Origin of the sequence: Amycolatopsis sp. NPDC052450 (assembly GCF_044547565.1) — a bacterium.
In the GTDB taxonomy this organism is placed as follows: domain Bacteria; phylum Actinomycetota; class Actinomycetes; order Mycobacteriales; family Pseudonocardiaceae; genus Amycolatopsis.
Window position 1 is genome coordinate 146,229 of sequence record NZ_JBIUAQ010000004.1, and the last position, 19,316, is coordinate 165,544.

General features: G+C 68.2%; 18 protein-coding genes and 1 pseudogene. 10 read left to right on the plus strand and 9 right to left on the minus strand.

All coding sequences use genetic code 11. The features are described 5' to 3' along the window. Positions 1-331: 331 nt before the first annotated feature. The 5 genes from ACIHAO_RS09705 to ACIHAO_RS09725 form a co-directional block, all read right to left on the minus strand. The gene (locus ACIHAO_RS09705) at positions 332-1,591 is read right to left on the minus strand and encodes a DUF222 domain-containing protein (protein WP_396556290.1); all 1,260 of its coding nucleotides are present in this window, start codon (positions 1,589-1,591) and stop codon (positions 332-334) included. 148 nt (positions 1,592-1,739) lie between these two features. Further along, positions 1,740-2,183: a GreA/GreB family elongation factor gene (locus tag ACIHAO_RS09710; protein WP_396556292.1), complete on the minus strand. Its 444-nt coding sequence runs from the start codon at positions 2,181-2,183 to the stop codon at positions 1,740-1,742. Positions 2,184-2,273: 90 nt separating this feature from the next. Further along, positions 2,274-2,450, minus strand: a complete 177-nt coding sequence (locus ACIHAO_RS09715) for a hypothetical protein (RefSeq protein ID WP_396556294.1) — start codon at positions 2,448-2,450, stop codon at positions 2,274-2,276. Between the two features lie 6 nt (positions 2,451-2,456). Further along, positions 2,457-3,719 (minus strand): NAD(P)/FAD-dependent oxidoreductase, encoded by a 1,263-nt coding sequence (locus ACIHAO_RS09720; protein WP_396556296.1) that lies wholly within the window; start codon positions 3,717-3,719, stop codon positions 2,457-2,459. A gap of 109 nt (positions 3,720-3,828) precedes the next feature. Continuing rightward, positions 3,829-5,367: a PucR family transcriptional regulator gene (locus ACIHAO_RS09725; RefSeq protein ID WP_396556298.1), complete on the minus strand. Its 1,539-nt coding sequence runs from the start codon at positions 5,365-5,367 to the stop codon at positions 3,829-3,831. 181 nt (positions 5,368-5,548) lie between these two features. Between ACIHAO_RS09725 and ACIHAO_RS09730 the strand changes: the two genes are divergently transcribed. From ACIHAO_RS09730 to ACIHAO_RS09740, 3 genes are all read left to right on the plus strand, one after another. Then, positions 5,549-7,117 carry a discoidin domain-containing protein gene (locus tag ACIHAO_RS09730; protein WP_396556300.1) on the plus strand — a complete coding sequence of 523 codons (1,569 nt, stop codon included), beginning with the start codon at positions 5,549-5,551 and terminating at the stop codon, positions 7,115-7,117. Between the two features lie 87 nt (positions 7,118-7,204). After that, positions 7,205-8,764: a discoidin domain-containing protein gene (locus tag ACIHAO_RS09735; RefSeq protein ID WP_396556654.1), complete on the plus strand. Its 1,560-nt coding sequence runs from the start codon at positions 7,205-7,207 to the stop codon at positions 8,762-8,764. Positions 8,765-8,781: 17 nt separating this feature from the next. Then, positions 8,782-9,813, plus strand: a complete 1,032-nt coding sequence (locus ACIHAO_RS09740) for a hypothetical protein (RefSeq protein WP_396556302.1) — start codon at positions 8,782-8,784, stop codon at positions 9,811-9,813. Positions 9,814-9,820: 7 nt separating this feature from the next. On the opposite strand, the gene ACIHAO_RS09745 is transcribed toward ACIHAO_RS09740, so the two are convergent. Continuing rightward, positions 9,821-10,813 carry an Lrp/AsnC family transcriptional regulator gene (locus ACIHAO_RS09745; protein WP_396556304.1) on the minus strand — a complete coding sequence of 331 codons (993 nt, stop codon included), beginning with the start codon at positions 10,811-10,813 and terminating at the stop codon, positions 9,821-9,823. A 160-nt stretch (positions 10,814-10,973) separates the two neighbouring features. Here ACIHAO_RS09745 and ACIHAO_RS09750 point away from each other — a divergent pair. The 4 genes and pseudogenes from ACIHAO_RS09750 (at position 10,974) to ACIHAO_RS09765 (ending at position 15,528) form a co-directional block, all read left to right on the plus strand. Further along, positions 10,974-12,483 (plus strand): annotated as a pseudogene (locus tag ACIHAO_RS09750) (AbgT family transporter). A gap of 50 nt (positions 12,484-12,533) precedes the next feature. Further along, positions 12,534-13,628: a M20 family metallopeptidase gene (locus ACIHAO_RS09755; RefSeq protein WP_396556656.1), complete on the plus strand. Its 1,095-nt coding sequence runs from the start codon at positions 12,534-12,536 to the stop codon at positions 13,626-13,628. 74 nt (positions 13,629-13,702) lie between these two features. Next, positions 13,703-14,518 carry an esterase/lipase family protein gene (locus tag ACIHAO_RS09760; RefSeq protein WP_396556306.1) on the plus strand — a complete coding sequence of 272 codons (816 nt, stop codon included), beginning with the start codon at positions 13,703-13,705 and terminating at the stop codon, positions 14,516-14,518. A 77-nt stretch (positions 14,519-14,595) separates the two neighbouring features. Beyond that, entirely contained in the window at positions 14,596-15,528 is a 933-nt protein-coding gene (locus tag ACIHAO_RS09765; RefSeq protein WP_396556308.1) for a universal stress protein, read from the plus strand. A 10-nt stretch (positions 15,529-15,538) separates the two neighbouring features. Here the strand turns inward: ACIHAO_RS09765 and ACIHAO_RS09770 are convergent, their stop codons facing one another. Then, positions 15,539-15,925, minus strand: coding sequence for a hypothetical protein (locus ACIHAO_RS09770; RefSeq protein ID WP_396556310.1), 387 nt, complete (start codon positions 15,923-15,925; stop codon positions 15,539-15,541). Positions 15,926-16,117: 192 nt separating this feature from the next. On the opposite strand from ACIHAO_RS09770, the gene ACIHAO_RS09775 reads away from it, so the two are divergent. After that, positions 16,118-17,059 (plus strand): glycoside hydrolase family 43 protein, encoded by a 942-nt coding sequence (locus tag ACIHAO_RS09775; RefSeq protein WP_396556312.1) that lies wholly within the window; start codon positions 16,118-16,120, stop codon positions 17,057-17,059. Positions 17,060-17,106: 47 nt separating this feature from the next. Then, positions 17,107-17,343 (plus strand): DUF6480 family protein, encoded by a 237-nt coding sequence (locus tag ACIHAO_RS09780; protein ID WP_396556314.1) that lies wholly within the window; start codon positions 17,107-17,109, stop codon positions 17,341-17,343. A 6-nt stretch (positions 17,344-17,349) separates the two neighbouring features. Here the strand turns inward: ACIHAO_RS09780 and ACIHAO_RS09785 are convergent, their stop codons facing one another. Continuing rightward, positions 17,350-18,243, minus strand: a complete 894-nt coding sequence (locus tag ACIHAO_RS09785; protein ID WP_396556316.1) for an alpha/beta fold hydrolase — start codon at positions 18,241-18,243, stop codon at positions 17,350-17,352. Between the two features lie 110 nt (positions 18,244-18,353). Between ACIHAO_RS09785 and ACIHAO_RS09790 the strand changes: the two genes are divergently transcribed. Further along, complete coding sequence (locus tag ACIHAO_RS09790; protein ID WP_396556318.1) at positions 18,354-18,875, plus strand: CGNR zinc finger domain-containing protein; 522 nt, start codon at positions 18,354-18,356, stop codon at positions 18,873-18,875. Here the strand turns inward: ACIHAO_RS09790 and ACIHAO_RS09795 are convergent. Further along, positions 18,872-19,312 (minus strand): DUF2243 domain-containing protein, encoded by a 441-nt coding sequence (locus ACIHAO_RS09795; RefSeq protein ID WP_396556320.1) that lies wholly within the window; start codon positions 19,310-19,312, stop codon positions 18,872-18,874. The two genes, ACIHAO_RS09790 and ACIHAO_RS09795, sit on opposite strands and share 4 nt — an antisense overlap. Between the last annotated feature and the right edge of the window lie 4 nt (positions 19,313-19,316).

Here is a 19,316-nt window from a genome sequence, read left to right on the forward strand (position 1 = left end):
GCGGCCGGGCGCGGGGGTGCCGGGGTGCCCGGCGCACCGCGCTTTCCGCGCGGTCTGGGGTCGCGAAAGTGGCTTTCGCGACACGGTCACCCCACAGTCCACAAGCGAATCCCCGCGACCCGACACCATGAAGTCAGCGGAATGCTCCCGGCCTCAGGCGACAGCATCTTCACCGCGCGAAGCAACAACAAGATCCTCCGGCACCACACCGAAACACCACACGAACTTCCGCCTCGGGACACTAGACGCAGTGAAGGGGGCCTTCACGTACTTCGAGCTGGGCATGGCGAGGGGCCCGTCGCCGATGTAGCTGGCTGGCGGGCTCCTCTGATCAAGCGGCGGTGCGGTGGAGGGTGTTGCGGCGGGGTTGTCGGAGCGGGTCCCGGTATTGGGGTGGGATGAACTCCGGTATCCCATCGGCGGCCATCCGGACTTCCCAATCACCATGATGGATCAACCGGTGATGAAAACCGCACAGCAGCACCAAGTTCCGGAGATCCGTAGGTCCGCCGTCTGCCCAGTGACGAATATGGTGAGCGTGACAGTTCTTCGGCCGCCGATCACACCCAGGGAACGCGCAACCCCCATCCCGGATGTTCAACGCACGGCGTTGACCAGGGGTGACGAACCGCCGCAGCCGCCCCACATCGAGGGGCTCACCAGCGGCGCTCATCACCACGGGAAGCATGAGGCAGTCGCAGGCGGCGAGGCGGGCTTCGCGGGCGGTCATGGTTCCGACATAGTCGAGGCACGCGGTCCCGAGGCCGGTCTTCAGCTCGTCAAGGCCGATGGTGACGTGCACGAGGGTGCGGTAGCCGTTGGTACCGGGCTGGTCGGGGCAGGCGACGGCGAGGTCGAGGATGTCGACCCAGGCATCTCCCATGCGTTCGCATTTCATTCGCAGATCGGCTTGGCCGAACTCGTCGACTGGGCGCGGCTGGGCGTAGGCATCTAGGGCGGCGGCGGTGCGGGCACCGGTTTCGTCATCGAGGAGGCCGGTGAGTTTCCAGAAGCCGTCTTTGCGCCGTTCCAGGGTGATTTCCCGGCGCGGCTGAGCGGGTTCGGGATCTTTCGGTTCGTTGCCGTCGGGATCCAGCAACGCGAGCAGGTTCGCCTCGGCTTCCGCGAGCTGCCGGGGACCAGCACTCGGGGCGAGGTTGGCCAAGATCTTCTCTGCACCGGCCCGATCCTCAACCGAGGTATCGGCCGGGAGCCTCTTCAAGAACTTCAAGATCTGATCGATCCGCTCATCCCCGACCAGACCTTCGGCAGCCACCGCAGCGGTAGCGGGCGCGACCGCGGGAACCTCGGTGCCATCCAAAGCGCACGTCGGGTTCAACGCGAGGGCCCGGTTCACCACCGCGCAAGCCTCACCGACTGATAGTCCCGCTATATCGGCGAACCAGTTGGCCGTACGGCCATAGCCGTACAGGTCCTTGACGCCCCGAGACTCGATCTCCGCCAGGTACTGACCCAGTCCGGCGGTGGCCATCCTGATCACCTGCAAGGACTGCTGCACGCCATGGGCAAGCTCCAGCTTGCCGGCGCGCCACAGTTCCTGCGGCAACTCGGGAAGGAAAGTCTCGGACACCCCTCAACAATACCGCAAACAATCGAACATTCGTTCGTAATTTTAAGCAACAATGAACCAGCTCATTTACCACTGACGGGTGATTGGTTGCGAAAAGGCGATTACCCGAAAGCAAGCAGGAGCCGCGAGCCGAGACGGTGCCGAACCGTCAGTGAGAGCCCTCCCGGTGGCGGCTGTAAGGCTTGGCGTCGAGAAGCGTGACGCCCACGGCTCCGCCGCTGGGCACGCGATACTCCCGCCGGTCGCCCGGTTTCGCGCCGTGCAGTGCGCGGCCGAGCGGGGAATCGGGGGAGTAGACCTCGAGTGCGCCGTGTCCTGCCTCGTCGCGAGTGCCGAGTAGGAAGGTTTCGGTGTCGCCGTCGTCGTACTCGACGGTGAGCACCATGCCGGGCTCGGCGATGCCGTCGTCGGGAGGGTCCTGTCCGACGACGGCGCCGCGCAGCATGTCCTCGATCTGCCGGATTCGTGCCTGCCGGTGGAGGAGGTGCTCGATCTCGTCGTCGGTGCCGGGGCGCCGCAACGTCGCGAGTTCGCGCACCAGGCGCGCGTGCGCTTCGGGGGTGAGCCAGGGGCCTGACGAGACGATGGTCATGGTGATGATCGCCTTTCGTTCGTTACGTCTGTGGGGGCCGGGCGCGGAAAGGATCCGGCCCCCACAGACCTTCGGTGAGTCCCGCGTCGGTCAGCGGGTCTCTGGCTTGTCGTGCCGCCGCTGGAAGGCGCCCGCGTCGGTGGCGAACCCGATCGCGGCCTTCAGCAGAAGGTCCTTCTCGGTGCGCAGCAGGGCGTTCTCGGCGCGGAGCCGGTCCATTTCGGACTGTTCGGCCGGTGGGGTTTCGTTGTCTGGAAGCATCGTCATCCGAAATCAGCGAAGGGGATCGAAGGGGCGCAGGGCCTCGGGCTGCTTTCCGGTGGTGATGTGCTCGGCCAGGAGGCGTCCGGTGATCGGGCCGTGGGTCAGTCCCCACATCCCGTGTCCGCCCGCGACGTAGAGGCCGGGGGTGCTCGTCGCGCCGATCACGGGCCGTCCGTCGGTGGTGACCGGGCGGGAGCCGACCCATTCGTCGGTGCGCCGGTCCCAGTCCAGGCCGGTGAGGAACGGTCGCGCCGAGGCGATGATCGCGTCGATCCTGGCGGGATCCAGTGGTGCGTCCGGTTTCCGGAACTCCATCGTCCCGGCCACGCGGAGGCCGCCCCGGTACGGCGTGCACGCCACGCGGATGTCGGGCAGGTAGAGCGGACCGGGTACGGGATGGTCGGTCGGCACGGTGAAGGAGTAGCCGCGTCCGGCGCGCACAGGAACCTTCACTCCCCACTTCCGGCCGAGATCTCCCAGCCAGGCCCCGGTCGCCAGCACGACCGCGTTGGCGTTCACCGTCTGGCCCGTCTTGGAGCGCACGCTCAGCGCGTGGCGGTGTGCGCGCAGGGACGCGACTTCGAACCGGTGACGGATCGTGCCGCCCCGGCCGACCACCGCCCGCGCCAGCGACTCGACGAATCGGCCCGGGTCCACGTAGCGCTGCCCGTCGATCCGGACACCGGCGCCGAGCCTCGCCGTGGCCTGGGGGAATCGTTCGGCGAGGTCGGCCGCGGTGAGCCGGGTGTAGGAGATGTCCTGTCCGGTCTCGCCGATGTGCCGCAGTTCGGTGATCAGCCCCGCGGCCTGGTCCGTGGTCTCGAACGCCGCCGTGATCGGCGCTTCGATGGTCGGCGCGTCCACCCCGTTCGCGGTGAGGACGTCGAAGGCCTCGAGGCATTCCTCGTTCAGTGGTGAGTTCGCCTCGACAGCGCGAGTCCAGGAGCGTCCGGTGCAGTTCGCGGCGAAGCGGGCGAGGAACGACCACAGCCGCGGATCGGGGGACGGCGGAACGTGCAGCGGTGCCTGCCGGTCGAGCAGCGTCCGCAGTCCGTAGCGAAGGACGCCGGGTTCGTTGAGGGGGATCGAGAGCCCGGGGGAGAGCCAGCCGGCGTTGCCCCACGACGCGCCGGCCGCGATGCCTTCGCGGTCCAGCACCGTGACGCCGACGCCGCGTTCCTGCAGGAACCACGCGGTCGACAGGCCGACCACGCCGGCGCCGATCACGATCGCCGAACGCGGGACGCCGTCGATCCGGTCGAGATCGCCCATGAATTCCTCCGCTGCACGAGTGGTGCTGTCGCGGTCAGGATGGCTCGGAAACGGAACGCGGCGATTGTCCGGATCCGACAAACAGGGCGGGCGGCTTTGGCCGGAACGGTCAAGTGCCAGGTTCGGACACGGCCAGCTCGATGATCATCGCCAGCCGTTTCGCGGGCTGGTCGAGCCGGAGTTCGGTCACCTCGGCCATCTTCCGCAGCCGGTAGCGGATCGTGTTGGGGTGCACGTCGAGCCGCTCGGCGGCTTCGGCGAGGTCTCCCTGCGCCTCGAGCCAGGCGCGCAGCGTCGCGACGTAATTGGTGGCGTTCGCGGTGTCGTGCCGTCGCAACTCGGTGATCGGGCCGCGGGCCGGTGCCCGGCCGGACGCGGCGGCGGCTCGCAGCCGTTGCACCAGGATGTCGTCCCATGCCTCGTCGTAGGCGATTGCGGACTTCGTGCCGGGCCGGACGTCGTGCAGTGCGAGGCACTCGTCGGCTTCCCGCCTGCTCGCAGGCAGCTCCACGGACGTCGCGCCGGCTCCGATCCCGGCCAGCATCGTCACCTGGCGGGGCAGTGCCTCCCGGATCGAACCGACCCACGTCCTGGCCGCCTCGACGTCGTCGCCTGGCAGGACGGTGTAGACGGTGTTGCTGAACAACGTGCTGCGCCCAGGCCGTGACCAGCCGAAACCGGTGGTCGCCCGCTCGAACGCGAGCAGGAGCGCGGCGTGGCGTTCGTCGCCGATGTGGGCCTGGAGTGCGATCACGCGGAATCGGCCGGGAGGCAGGCCGAGCCTGCTGAGCACCGCCGCCGCGTCCGGCGTGCCCTCCACCAGCCGGATCACCAGATCGGACTCGACCTGCCGTTCCAGATCCGCGCTCGCCCGGGAGCGCAGCAGATGCAAGCCGACCGTGCGCGAGCTGTCCCGCAGGACCGCACGCCGGGTGTCGGTCAGCGGCCGGTCGCATTCCACCCAGATCGAGCCCAGCGCTTCCCGGCCCGCGCGGACCGCGACGACCATGCGCCCGGTCAGCCCGTGCTCGGGATCGGCTTCGACGAACAGCGGCTCGTCGGACTCGGCGAGATGCCGGAACACGCCGCGCCGCTCGAACAGCTCGCGGACCGGCTCCGGGACCTTCCTGCCCAGGATCGTCTCCAGCCGCGCCCGGTCGGCCTGGTGCTGGCGGCTGGAGTAGGCCAAGACCCGGGAGAGCCGGTCTTCGATGGTCACCGCGCTGCCGAGCGCGTCGGCGAGGCTGTCGGCCAGCGCGAACAGGTCGGTCGGCCCGCGGCCGGACTCGGTCTCGCGACCTTCCAGCACCAGCCCGTAGACCACGCCGGCGAGCTGGCCCCAGGACACGTCCGGCTCCACCAGCAGCACCGCGACACCGCCACGTTCCGCCCGCTCGGCCGCCTCCGGATCCGGCGGCGCCGATCCGCGGACCAGGACGACCGACGCCCGCGCCGCGGCGGCGAGGTCCACGGCCGTCGTGACGGAGTCCGTGCCGACGGCGAGGTACACGTCCCCGCGCAGGTCGCGGGGGTCGGCGGCGTCGTGCATCACCACGTCGCGCAAGGCCGCCTCGCGCGATACCGGGCAGCACCACAACCGCGCCCCGTAGCCACCGAGGACGTTCACGAGCCGATCCAGCGTCACCATGGACGCGACCTTGCCACCAAATGGTGCCTGCCACCGGGCGCTCACCCGTTGACTGTGAGTTTAAGAACCTTTTACACTGCGATCGTTAGGAAACTTACTTAACTAATGTCAGGACGACTCCGGCCGACACGACGCCGCCCACCGCCGGTACTCGCCGACTCCGCAACGTCGAGGAGTTCGCATGAAACGGAGAACACCCCTGGCCGGTGTCGCGGTGGCGACCCTGGTCCTGCTGGGGCAGACGCTGATCTCGTCCGGTACCGCCGCGCAGGCGGAATCCCTGCTGTCCGCCGGTAAACCGACCACGACCTCGTCGGTCGAGGGCCCTGACTTCGCCGGTGGCAACGCCGTCGACGGCAACGCCACGACCCGGTGGGCGAGCGAGGAGATGGTGGATCCGCAATGGATCGCCGTCGACCTCGGGGGCACCGCGACCGTCACCAAGGTCAAACTGAACTGGGAAGCCGCGTACGCCAAGACCTACAAGATCCAGGGCTCGGCCGACGGCAAGACCTGGACGGACATCAAGTCGATCGTCGGCGGCGACGGTGCCATCGACGAACACCTCGGCCTCAACGCCTCCGCGCGCCACATCCGCGTCCACGGGACGGCTCGCGGCACGACCTACGGCTATTCGTTGTGGGAGCTCGAAATCTACGGCGACCGGGTCGGCGGCGGTGACACGCAGGCTCCGACGGCGCCGACCGGCCTCGCCGCGACGGCCACCACCACCGACAGCGTCACCCTCGGCTGGACGGCGTCCACCGACAACGTCGGGGTCACCGAGTACGAGGTGCTTCGCGACGGGAACGTCGTCGGGACCACGGCGACGACCACCTACACCGACAGCGGGCTCGCGTCCGGCGCGGAATTCGGCTATTCCGTGCGGGCACGGGACGCGGCGGGCAACGTCTCCGCGGCGAGTGCGGCGATCAGGGCGGCGACCAAACCCGGCGGCACCGGACCCATCACCATCGCGCTCGCGGGAGACATCGCCAACCCGGAGCTCTTCTCGACGCATCAGGCGACCGCGAACCAGGTCGCCAAGATGAACCCGCAGTACGTGCTGACCGTGGGCGACAACCAGTACCACAAGGGCACCATTTCCGAGTACCGCGCGCACTACGACAAAACGTGGGGCAAGTTCAAGAGCATCACCAAGCCCACGACGGGCAACCACGAGTGGGACGACCAGCTCCGTGGGTACAAGGAGTACTTCGGTGCGATCGCGTACCCGCAGGGCCTGCCGTACTACAGCTACGACATCGGCGACTTCCACTTCGTCGCGATGGACTCGAATCCGATCTACACCGGCGGCGGTTCCGAACAGGTGACCTGGCTGCGCAACGACCTGGCGAAGAACACGAAGTCGTGCGTCATCGGGTACTGGCACCACCCGCGCTTCAATTCGGGGAATTCCGGCGACAAGAAGCAGATGGCGCCGCTGTGGAATGAGCTGGCCAATGCGAAGGCGGACGTCGTGTTCGCCGGGCACGACCATCACTACGAGCGGACCAAGCCGCTGGACGTCAACGGGCATGTCGACGAGGCCAACGGCGTGCGTTCGGTCATCGCCGGCATCGGCGGCGACTACCTCTACACCGACTACAGGGCGCGTGAAGGGGTGGAAAAGATCCTGGCCAAGCACGGCGTGATGAAGCTGGTGCTGAACGGGAAGTCCTACTCCTGGGAGATTTACGACACCGCCGGGAAGGTGCTCGACAAGGCGGGTCCGTACACCTGCCGCTGACGGCCGTGGTCCGGTGCCGTACGCGGCACCGGACCCGGTGTGTTGTCCACGAAGACGTAGGTCCATCCAGGAGTACAGGTGAATCGAATGGTGAAGCCGGGCGTCGCCGCGATCGCGGCGATCGTCCTGCTCGCTCAACCCGTGACCGCTTCCGGCGCCACGGCCGGACCGGTGGAATCCCTGCTGTCGGTCAACAAACGGACCACGACTTCCACCGTCGAAAACGAGAGCTTCAGTGGTGCTCTCGCCGTCGACGGCGATTCGACGACCCGCTGGGCGAGTCTGGAGGGTGATCCACAGTGGATCGCGGTCGACCTCGGCGGTCCCGCGGACATCAGCCGGATCAAGGTCTTCTGGGAATCGGCCCACGCGAAGGACTACCAGGTCCAGGCGTCCGACGACGGCCAGAACTGGCGGGACGTGAAGATCGTCGTGGGCAGCGACGGCGGCCTCGACGAGTTCGCCGGCCTGAACACCTCCGCGCGGCACGTCCGGATCTTCGGCACGGCGCGGGCGACCGTTTACGGATACTCGCTGTGGGAGCTGGAGGTCTACGGCGTCCGGACGGGCGACGGTGACATCCAGCCGCCGTCGGTGCCGACCGCGCTCCGGCAGGCGTCGTCCACCACCGAGAGCATCACGCTCGGCTGGACCGCCTCCACCGACAACGTGGGGGTCACCGAGTACGAAGTCCTGCGCAACGGCAACGTCATCGGCCGGACCGCGACGACTTCCTACACCGACACGTCGCTGGCGTCGGGCTTCGACTTCCAGTACGCGGTGCGGGCACGGGACGCGGCCGGGAACCTGTCCGGGTCGACCGTGCCGGTGAAGGCGGCCACCAGGCCGTCGGCGTCCGATGGCATCGTCATCGCGCTCGCCGGCGACATCGCCAAGCCGGAGCTGCCGTCCGAGCATCAGCGGACGGCGGAGCTGGTGAGCAGGATCAAGCCCCGGTACGTGCTGACAGTCGGCGACAACCAATACGTCGACGGCACCATCGAAGAGTTCCGGAACTACTACGACAAGACGTGGGGCAAGTTCAAGCGCATCACCAAACCCACGCCGGGTAACCACGAGTGGAACAACGAGCTGGCGGGGTACAAACAGTACTTCGGGAGGATCGCGACACCCAAGGGGAAGCCGTACTACAGTTTCGACGTCGGCTCCTTCCATTTCGTCGCGCTCGATTCGGACCCGGTGTACAACGGTGGCGGCGCAGAGCAGGTGGCGTGGCTGCGCAAGGACCTCGCGAAGACCAAGAAGTCCTGCATCGCCGGGTATTGGCACCATCCGCGCTTCAATTCGGGGAATTCCGGAGACGCGAAGAGCATCGCGCCCTTGTGGAACGAGTTGGCCAGGGCGAAGGCGGATGTCGTGTTCGCCGGGCACGATCACCATTACGAGCGGACCAAGCCGCTGGACGTCAACGGGCACGTCGACGAGGCCCACGGTGTGCGCTCGGTCATCGCCGGTATCGGCGGCGACAGTCTTTACCTCGATTACAAAGCCCGTGAAGGCGTCGAGAAGATCCTGGGCAAGCACGGAGTCATGAAGCTGGTACTCAAGGGAAAGACCTATTCCTGGGAGATCATCGGCACCAACGGGGAACTGCTCGACAAGGCGGGCCCGTTCCACTGCCGGTGACGGGGAAAGGAGACCGGGTGAAGCTCCCGATGAAGTTCGTCGTGGCGCTGGCGGGTGTCGCCGCCCTCGCCGCCGCCTCGGTGGTGTACGTCGTGCAGGCCAAGGCGAACAGCCCTGAACGGCGGACGGCCGAGGCGACGGTCGCGGTGGATTCCGCACGGCCGGTCGTACTGGGGGAGCCGGGGCGGCTGCTGTTCCGCAACGGTGCGGCGGGGCCCGGCTACGGGAACGTCGCCTCGGTCCCCGTCTCCGATCCCGGGGGTCCGCGCCGGGTCAGTTCGCTGAGTTGCGAGCGGTTCTACACCGCGGCGGACGGCGGACTGTGCCTGGCGAAGGAACCCACGCCCATGCCCGGCGCGGTCGCCAGGTTCGTCGACACCGCGCTCGGCGAGGTCAAACGTGTCGACGTCCCCGGCATCCCCAACCGCGCGAAGCTTTCGCCCGCAGGCCGGATGGGGAGCTGGACCACCTTCGTCACCGGTGACTCGTACTCGACGCCCGGCACCTTCTCGACACGTACGGCCATCATGGATCGCGAACGGAACGAGCTTTCGAGCAATATCGAGGGCATCCCGCTGCGGATCGGGGACGCGGTCCACCGCGGCGAGGACGTCAACTACTGGGGCGTCACATTCGCCGCCGACCAGCGGACGTTCTACGCCACGGTCGCCACCGGCGGGCGGACCTACCTGGTGCAGGGCGACAACGAGGCATGGAACGCACGCACGCTGCGGGAAAACGCGGAATGCCCGTCGCTGTCGCCGGACGGCACGAAGCTCGCCTTCAAGAAGCGGGTGGCGGGCGGCGACGTCCGGCCCTGGCGGGAACACGTGCTGGACCTGGCCACGATGCGGGAGATCCCGCTCGCCGAAACGCGCAGTGTGGACGACCAGGTGGTCTGGCTCGACAACGACACGATCGCCTACGGCCTGCCGCGCGAGAACGGGAAGGAAAGCGACATCTGGTCCGTGCCTGCCGACGGCAGCGGCGCGCCTCGCCTGCTGGTCCCCTTTGCCTCGTCGCCGTCGGTCACCACGGCCGCCGGCTGAGCCGGGTTCAGTCGCTGTCCGGGGCGAATCGGCCGTCCTCCCGGTACAGCCAGTACCGGCGCAGCATGCGCAGCACCACCGAGACCTGGAGTGCGGTGATCCCGGGTAAGGGTGCGAGGTCGCGGGTGAGGAAGTCGGCCATCTCGTCCTCGTTGCGGAACACGCCTTGGTGGATGACCGAAGCGGTGCCGGCGACGATCGACACGTACCGCGCCGACGGATGCCGCGCCAGTTCACCGGCCACGGCCTGGATGGCACCGGGGGTGATGGTCAGCGCGATGACCGCTTCCAGTTCGTAGCCGAGCTGCGCGGGTTCGACCTCGACCCGCGGCCGGACGATGCCGCGTCGCAGCGTCGATTGGATCAGCCGGTAGGCGGTGGACTGGCTGAGGTCGAGGATCCGGCCCGCTTCGGCCGCGGTGATCCGGCCGTTGCCTGCCAGCAACCCGATGAGCCGCCGCTCGTCCGGGCCCACTTCGTCGGCGTCGAATCCGTCCGGCGTGCCCGGTACCACCTGTTCGCGGGCGAGGATCTCCTGCTGTTCTTCGCTCAACCGGTGCAACCGCCAGGAGTCGGCCCTGGTCAGCGCCCGCAGCACCAGCTCCGAGTGCGTCCCGGCCACGCCGGCCACCCCGGGGATGCGCTCGGCGAGCAGTTCGCGCGCCTGAGCGCGGTCCGGGACGTGCACGGCCAGGTAGACGTCCGACCGCCCCGCCGTCTCCGCCGCGAGCTGGACCTCGGGAAACCGTGCGAGCGCCTTCGCCGCCGACCCGGAGGCGCCCGGTTCGGTCGTGACCCAGACGTGCCGCGGGTTCCCGCGAGCCCTCGCCCTCCACTCGACCTGGCCGATCACCCGGAGGATCCGCTGTTCCTCGAGGCGGGTCAGCCGTCGCCCCACCGTGCTGGCCGAAACGTCGAGCGCCTCGGCGAGCGCGGCGACCGAAGCGCGTGGGGCGACCTGGAGCGCCGCGATCAGATCGAGGTCGGGTTCGGTCAGCATGCGTTGAATGTATCAGTCAATGAGTGCGCTCAAGTGACTGATTCAAGCGATCTTGCCTTCAAGGTTGCACTATTCGGTCGCTTGAGTTTGTAATGGGCCTCCGATCGCGAAAGGAGCCGCGCCGGTGAGTTCCAACCAGGCCAGAACCACTTCACGTCCGATGAACCTCCTGCTGCGCGCGCTCGACGGCGTCGAGCGGCTCGGCAACAAGCTGCCGCATCCGTTCTGGCTGTTCGTCCTCCTGAGCGGAGTGCTGGCGCTGGCCAGCTGGGGGCTCAGCGCGGCCGGGGTGTCGGCGGTGAACCCGGCCACGGGCAAGACGGTCGAGGCGAAGAACCTGTTGTCCGCCGACGGCGTGCGGATGATGGTGACCGACGCGGTCAAGAGCTACACGTCGTTCCCGCCGCTGGGCACGATCCTCGTCGTGATGCTCGGCGTGGCGGTCGCCGAGCGGTCCGGTCTGCTCGCGGCCGTGCTCCGGTCCGGCGTTTCGAAGGTGTCGCCGCGGTGGGTGACGTTCGCGCTCGCGTTCACCGGAATGGTGTCCCACGTCGCCTCCGACGCGGCCTACGTGGTGCTGATTCCGCTGGGAGCACTGGCTTTCCGCGCGGTGGGGCGCAGCCCGATCCTGGGCATCGTCGTCGCGTTCGTGTCCATCTCCGCCGGTTACGACGCCAGTCCGCTGATCACGCCGACCGACGCCATCCTGTCGGGGCTGACCACGGCGGCGGCGCAGACGATCGATCCGGCCTACTCGGTCACCCCGCTGGCCAACTACTTCTTCTCACTCGCCTCGTCGGTCGTGCTGGCCGCGGTGATCACCCTCGTGACCGAGAAGGTCCTCGCGCGACGCGCCGAGGCTATGCCCGTCGACGACGACGCGGAGGAAGACGATCTCGGCTCACTCCGGCTCAGCCGTGAGGAGCGGCGGGGCCTCCTCGCCGCGCTCATCGCGCTGGCCGTCTTCGTGGTCGCCTTGGTACTGGCGGTGCTGCCCTCGTCGTCGCCGTTACGCGGCAAGGGCGGGAGCATCATCGAGTCGCCGCTGCTGACCTCCATCTCGATCTTCCTCGCGCTCGGCTTCCTGGCCGCGGGCTGGGCCTACGGCAAGGTCGCCGGGACGGTGACCAGCAGCCGCGACATCCCGGGGTTCATGGCCCACGGATTCCGCGAGATGGCGCCGATCCTGGTGCTGTTCTTCGCCATCTCCCAGTTCCTGGCCTACTTCAAATGGACCGGCATCGGGGAGATCACCGCGATCAACGGCGCCGGGCTGCTCAAAACCTCCGGCGTCTCCGGACCGGTCATCATGCTGGGCATTCTCGTCGTGGTGAACCCTGGTGAACCTGATCGTCACCAGCGGTTCCGCACAATGGGCGCTGATCGGCCCGGTGTTCGTGCCGATGCTGATGCTGCTGGACATCCCGCCGGAGACCACGCAGGCGCTGTACCGCATCGCGGATTCGTGCACGAACGCGATCACCCCGATGAGCCCGTACTTCGTGATGGCGCTGGGCTTCTTGCAGCGCTACCGCCGGTCGGCCGGTATCGGCACGCTCTTCTCGATGACCGTCCCGCTCGCGTTCTCTCTGCTGGTGGTGTGGACGTTGCTGTTCTTCGTGTTCTGGGTGTTCGGCATCCCGCTCGGCCCCGGCGCCCCCGTTCGCTAGAAAGGATTCTCTTGTCACACAAGGATTGGTCCCGGCAGGCACTGCCCGGCATGCTCGATGATCTGCGGACGATCGTCGAACTGGAGACCCACAGCTACGACAAGCCGATGCTGGACAAAGGACTCGACACCATCCGGTCCTGGGTCTTCGACCGCCTCGGCGCACCGGATACCGAGGCCCGGCACACCGACCTGGTCCGCGGCGACGTGCTCGAACTGAGCTATGCGGGTACGGCGCCGGGAACGGTGCTGCTCCTGAGCCACTACGACACGGTCTGGCCGACCGGCACGCTCGCAGAGTGGCCGTACACCGACGAGGACGGCCGCATCTCCGGGCCGGGCGCTTTCGACATGAAACTCGGGCTGGTGCAGTCGGTCTGGGCTCTGCGCGGCCTCCGCGAACTCGGCCTTCCGCATCCGTCGGTGAAATTCCTCTTCAACGGCGACGAGGAGATCGGCAGCCCCCACTCGCGGCCGTACATCGAAGCGGCGAGTGAAGGCGCGCTCGCCACGCTCGTTTTCGAGGCGTCGCTGGACGGCAAGCTGAAGACCGCGCGCAAAGGGGTCGGCCTGTTCGACGTGACCGTCACCGGCGTCGAGGCTCATGCGGGCCTGGACCCGTACGCGGGAGCGAGCGCGATCCACGCCCTCGCCGAGGTCGTCGGGCGGCTCGCCTCCGCGGGCTCGCGCGAACACGGGACCACGGTCAACGTCGGCACCATTTCCGGTGGTACCGGTCGCAACGTCACCGCGGGCAACGCCGTCTGCGGCGTCGACGTCCGCGTCGCCGAACCGTCCGAAATGGACCGGATCGACGAGGTGTTCGCCGGACTGGCCGCCACCGATCCTCGCGTGACGGTCGCGGTCGAAGGGGAGTGGAACCGTCCGCCGATGACGCCGAACGACCCATCGCGGGCGCTGTTCGCGACGGCGCGGAAGGTCGCCGCCGAAGCGGGCTGGGACCTGGAGGAGACCGCCGTGGGCGGTGCGAGCGACGGTAACTTCGTGTCCGCGCTGGGCCGCCCGGTGCTCGACGGGCTCGGCGCCGTCGGCGGCGGTGCTCACGCGCGCTTCGAACACGTCCTCGCGACGCACATCCCGGACCGGACGGCGCTGGCGATCGGGCTGATCACGGCACTGGCCTGACCGCGCGGGCCGAATGTCTGAAGTGGAATCTTCGGGGTACTCGGCTGGGAAAACGACCAGTTGGGAGTGTCGTCATGAACCGCCGCGCCGAGACGTCCGTGCCCATCGCCCGCCTGTCCGCCGTGACCGAGTCGGTGCGAGTGCTGTGCCGGGAACAGGTAGTCGTCGCGATCCTGGAGGTTCCCCGGCTTCGACGACATCGGGTGTGGCGCGACGTGGACCCCGATCAGGGTCGAGGGCTCGGCGTGCTGCTCGTTCCCGGATTCGGTTTCAGCGACGCCAGCCTCGTGCTGACGGCGACCTGGCTGCGGGAGCGGGGATATCGCCCGGCCGGCGCCCGGATCGGCCTGAACATCGGCTGTACCAGCGATCTGGTGAAGCGCATCGAGCGCAGGCTGGAAGAGCACGCCGAGGCCACCGGTGGGCGCGTGGTGCTGTTCGGGCAGAGCCGTGGCGGTGGGCTCGCGCGGCTCGTGGCGGTCCGGAGACCCGATCTGGTGCGCGGTCTCATCACCCTCGCCAGCCCGGTGCTCGACCCGCTCGGCGCTCATCCGAAGGTCCTGCGCATAGCGCGGTTCATGGCGCGGCTTTCGCAGGTGGGCCTGCCGGGATTGCTGACCGAGGACTGCCTGACCGGATCCTGCTTCGACAGAAGCAAGAAGGACCTCGTCGCCGCCTTGCAGGTGCCCGCCGTGGCCGTGTACTCGCCGGAGGACGCGATCGCGCCGGGACATCTGTGTCAGGACCCGTACGCCGAGTGCGTCGAGGTACGCACCACGCACACCGGGATGGCGCTCTCGCCGGATCTCTACACCGAACTGGCGCCTCGCCTCGCGGCCTGGGCGGCGGAGGAGGAGAGCTCCGAGGTGCTCGCGCGCCGAGCGAGTTGACCAAGCGCCGTGTGTGAGTCGTGGCCGGAGTGGGTACCCGGATGGGTTGACGAGGAGCGACCACCACGGGAGCAGCGATGTCAACACCGGAATCCACAGTGGACAACGGAGCCGTCGTCGTCGGTCATGACGGCTCCGAGCAAGCACGGAAGGCCGTGCGCTGGGCCGCGGGAGAGGCCGCCGCCCGCGGCCGCGGACTGGTCGTCGTCCATGTCGTCGGGTTCCCGCCCATGGCCGAGGCGGTGCCGGGTGGCGGGGCGTGGCCGCGTCCGGGGTTCCTCGAAGCCGGTCAGGAAACGGTGCAGCGGCATGCGGAAACGCTGCTCGGCGATGTCGCGCGGGAATGCCGCCGGGAGTGGCCGGAGCTGGCCGTCTCGACCCGGCTGCTGTCCGGACGCGCCCCCGACGCGCTGGCCGATGCCGCGGCGAACGCGGAACTGCTGGTCATCGGGTCGTCCGGGCTCACCGCGCTGCCAAGGCTCCTGGTCGGGTCGACGGCCAACGAACTCCTGCACGACTGCCGTCGGCCGATCGTGGTGGTGCGCGACAGCGATGAACCGTCGGCGGACGAGGAGAGAAAAGTCGTGGTGGGCGTCGATGGATCGGAGACCAGCGTCGAAGCCATCGGTTTCGCCTACGACTTCGCCGCCCGGCACGGTTGCGTGCTGGTGGCCTTGCACGTCTGGTCCGACCTGCCCCTCGAAGCGATGGCGGTCAATCCCACCGAGCACGACAGGGAGATCATCCAGGAACGAGGAAAGCCCCTGCTCGACGAATCGCTGGCAGGCTATCGGGATCGGTATCCGGACGTGCCCGTCCGCCGGGTGATCGCGATCGACCGGCCCGCCCATGCGCTTTCGGAGCAGGCGGAGGGGGCCACGCTGCTCGTCGTCGGCAGCCACGGACGCGGCCCGCTACGGCGTGCTCTTCTGGGATCGGTCAGCCGTGCCGTGGTGCACCACGCACCCTGCCCCGTCGCCGTGGTCCGTCACCACAAGGAGCGGCGGTAACCTCGCTTTCTCAACCGGCGTCCCTCAACCAGCGGTCCGCCCGTTGCCAGATGGCTCGCGAATCGAGGTCATCGGTGCTCCAGGTGGTCGCGCGGGTGGTACCGAGTTCGCGGTACTCACGCATGATCGCCACATGGGCAGGCAGCCCGACGAAACCGCGCATACCTGCGTGGTCGCGCCACACCGACACCGATCCCAGGCGCCGGCGCAGCGGTTCGGCCCACAGCCACTGGCCGACCGCGCCGGGCAGCCGGGGCCATTCGCGGCTGAGCAGGTACCCCGCCCGGTAGGCGCCCGGCGTGCTCCGAAAGTCGTCGAGTGTCAACGCGGTGACGCTGACCAGCACTTCTCCGGAGAAGTCCGCGGCCTGACCGGGGATCCACTTGGCTCTGATCATGCTCGCTCCTCGCGTCACCTCAGCCCTAAATGGCTGCGTCCTGCTTATTATACGCAGGTGCCTATCATTTTGTGCTACCCGTTGGCGCGCGGATGAATCCCGCAGGACCGGGTGAACGATCAAGTGCATGCTTCCCGGTGACAGCGACCGGGTGAGGCTGCCGGTCGCGTCCTCGCGTCGACAAAATCGGTTATGAAGTTCAGGCACCGCATCGCGACCTTGGCCGTGGTCATGGTCATGACGCTCACCGCCCCGCCTCCGGCCTTCGCCATCGGCACGCCGCAGCTGCTCATCGGCCAGGATTTCCCGGACCCCGACATCGTCAAGACCGACGCCGGCTACTTCGCCTTCTCCACGAGCACGGGCTCGGTGAAAGTGCCCTACGCGCGGGCACCGGCGCCGGAAGGTCCTTGGCGAGTGGCAGGCGACGCTCTCGCGGCCGTGCCCAAGTGGGCCAAACCGGACGGCGGGTTCTGGGCCCCCGACGTGACCCGGCTTTCCGACGGCACGTTCCTGCTCTACTTTTCGGCGGCGGTGGCTCCCGGAGGGGAGATGTGCATCGGTGTCGCGACCGCGTCGAAGGTCGAAGGACCGTACACGCCTGTCGGGGACGGTCCACTGATCTGCGTTCCCGGCGACGGCGGCGACATCGACCCGCAGACCTTTGTGGACTCCGACGGCTCGCGATACCTGCTCTACAAAAGCGACGGCGCGGCGGTCGGGCCCCCGGCCGCGATCTGGTCGCAGAAACTGCTCGCCGACGGACGGACCCTGACCGGCCCGCGCGTCGAACTCCTCCGCGCCGACCTCACCTCCGAAAAGGGGGTGGTCGAGGCGCCGTCGGTGGTGAAAACACCGAGCCGGTACTTGCTGTTCTACTCCGCGGACACGTTCCAGAGCTCCGGCTATCACACCGGATACGCCTCGGCGCCGTCGCTGAGCGGGCCGTTCGTGAAGGCCGACGCGCAGTTCCTCTCGACCGACCTGCTCGGCGGCAAGGTCGACGCACCGGGCGGGGCCGACGTCGTCGACGGCCATATCCACTTCCACGGCTGGCTCGCCGGCGGCCGTACCGCCCGCGGGATGTACCAGCTGCCCATCGGCTTCCCGAACGACGTTCCCCAGCTCGGCTGATCGGCGAGCCGGGGGTTTCGTCGCCCGTGTCCGGGTACCCGGACGGTATGACCGCCTTACCGCCCGACCCGGAACCCGAGAAGACCCCCGACCTCGAACCGGGAGGCGGTGTGTCGCCGGGCGACACACCGCCCGACTCGGGTCAGACGTCCGGGCTCTCGCATCCGCAGCCGATGCCGTCCAAGGCGATGCCCATCGCCTGGCTGGTGCTCATCGGCGTACTCGTCGTGCTGGCGACCGGTTTCGTCATCGCGCTGGGGCTGGGCTGGCTCAAGCTGGGCTGATCGAGGTCAGCGCAAGGTGCGGCCGAGGAAGTCCCGGATGAGCTCGGCGATTTCCGGGCCGTGCGTCTCCAGGGCGAAGTGTCCGGCGTCGAGAAGGTGCAACTCGGCGTCGGGCAGGTCGCGGAGGAAAGCGCGGGCACCGTCGGCACCGAAGATCTCGTCGTGCTCGCCCCAGGTGATGAGCGTCGGCGGGCGGTGCTCTCGGAAGTACTGCTGAACGGCCGGGTAGACGTCGAGATTGAACTGGTAGTCCCAGAACAGCTGAAGTTGCACCTCCTTGTTGCCGGGGCGGTCGAGCAGAGCCTGGTCGAGGGTCCAGGTGTCCGGGGTGAGCCGGTCCAGCCGGTCGGCTGGGACGCCGTGGGTGTACTGCCAACGAGTCGCCGCGGGCTCCAGGAGTTCGCGTACGGCTGCTTCGTGGGTTTCGCGGTCCTTGGCGTGCGCAAACAGAACATCCCAAAACGGGGTGAAGCCGTCGACGTAGGCGTTCCCGGATTGCACCAGCAGCGCACTGACCCGCTCCGGGTGCCGGCTCGCGATGCGGAGCCCGATGGGGGCCCCGTAGTCCTGGATGTAGAGGGCGAAGCGGTCCAAGGCGAGTGCGTCGAGGAGCCCGATCGTGATCGCGGTCAGGTTCTCGAACGAATAGTCGAACCGGTCGACGGCCGGGGCGTCGGAGTGACCGAACCCGATGTGGTCGGGGGCGATGACGTGGTAGCGGTCGGCCAGCGCGGGGATCAGCTCGCGGAACATGTGCGACGACGTGGGAAAACCGTGCAGCAACACCACGGTCGGCGCCGTGGGGTCGCCGGCTTCCCGGTAGAACACGCTGCGGCCGTCGATGGTCGCGGTGCGGTGGAACACCTCTCCGGATCTGGCCGGACGGGTGGCTTCGGACATGGAGAAACTCCTCAGGGCTGGATCTAACCGTCTATCTTCTTGAGAACGGTTAGAGGCAAGCATGCGGGAACCTAACCTGTCAAGCGATCGACGAAGGGTAGGATGCCGGTGTGCTGCAACGTCCCCTGTCCGGCGAGCCCATCGCTCTGGACCTGCTGAACACCACGTGGCCCGATCGTGGTGTCCAGCAGGACGTCTTCGACGAACCCGGAGGGATCGGTGCCTGGCTGGCCGAGTGGGGTTTTCCGGACCAGCCGGGCGCGAAGGAACCGTTACGTCACACGCGTTCCGTCCTGCGTGAGCTACTCGAGCGGCCCGGCGATCCCGCCGAACGCGCGCTGAACGCGGTGCTGGAGCGAGGGCGCTTGCGGCCGGAACTGAGAGAGGGCGGCCCCGAAGAGGTGATCGAGGTCGAGGAGCCGTCCTGGCGTCCGGCGTGGCTCGCGGCCTACGGCTACTTGACTCTGCTGCGCGGGCGCCCGGAACGGATCAAGCGGTGTTCGGCGTATCCGGTGTGCACGCTGTACTTCGACGACACGACCCGTAACGGCACCAGGCGGTGGTGCTCCATGGAAACCTGCGGCAACCGGGCGAAAGCCGCCCGTCACTATCGCCGCGAACGTTCGGCTTAGGCGCCGCTCAGCGACTCGCGTTTCCGTGCCATCAGGGTGCCGATCGCGACGAGCACGGCGCCCAGCACCAGGAAGCCGAGGTCGTAGGCCGTCTGGTGGGCACCCGGGCGGACATGGTGGACGCCGAGGATCAGGTGGTCGACCGTGCCTTCCACCAGGTTGAACACTCCCCAGCCCGCGAGCGCGCCGCCCCAGAGGACGGGGCCGGGCAACCGATTCCCCCGGTTGAGCAGGACGACGCCGATGACGACGAAGATCAAGCACAACAAGTGGAACAGGCCGTCGCCGACCATGTTCAGGTGGAGGTCTTCCGGAGTGTCGGGCGGGTACCAGCTCGACAGCATGTGATGCCACCCGAGGATCTGGTGAGCGACGATGCCGTCGATGAAGCCACCGAAGCCCAATCCGAGCAACAGCGAGGACGCGGGGAGTCTCATGCGG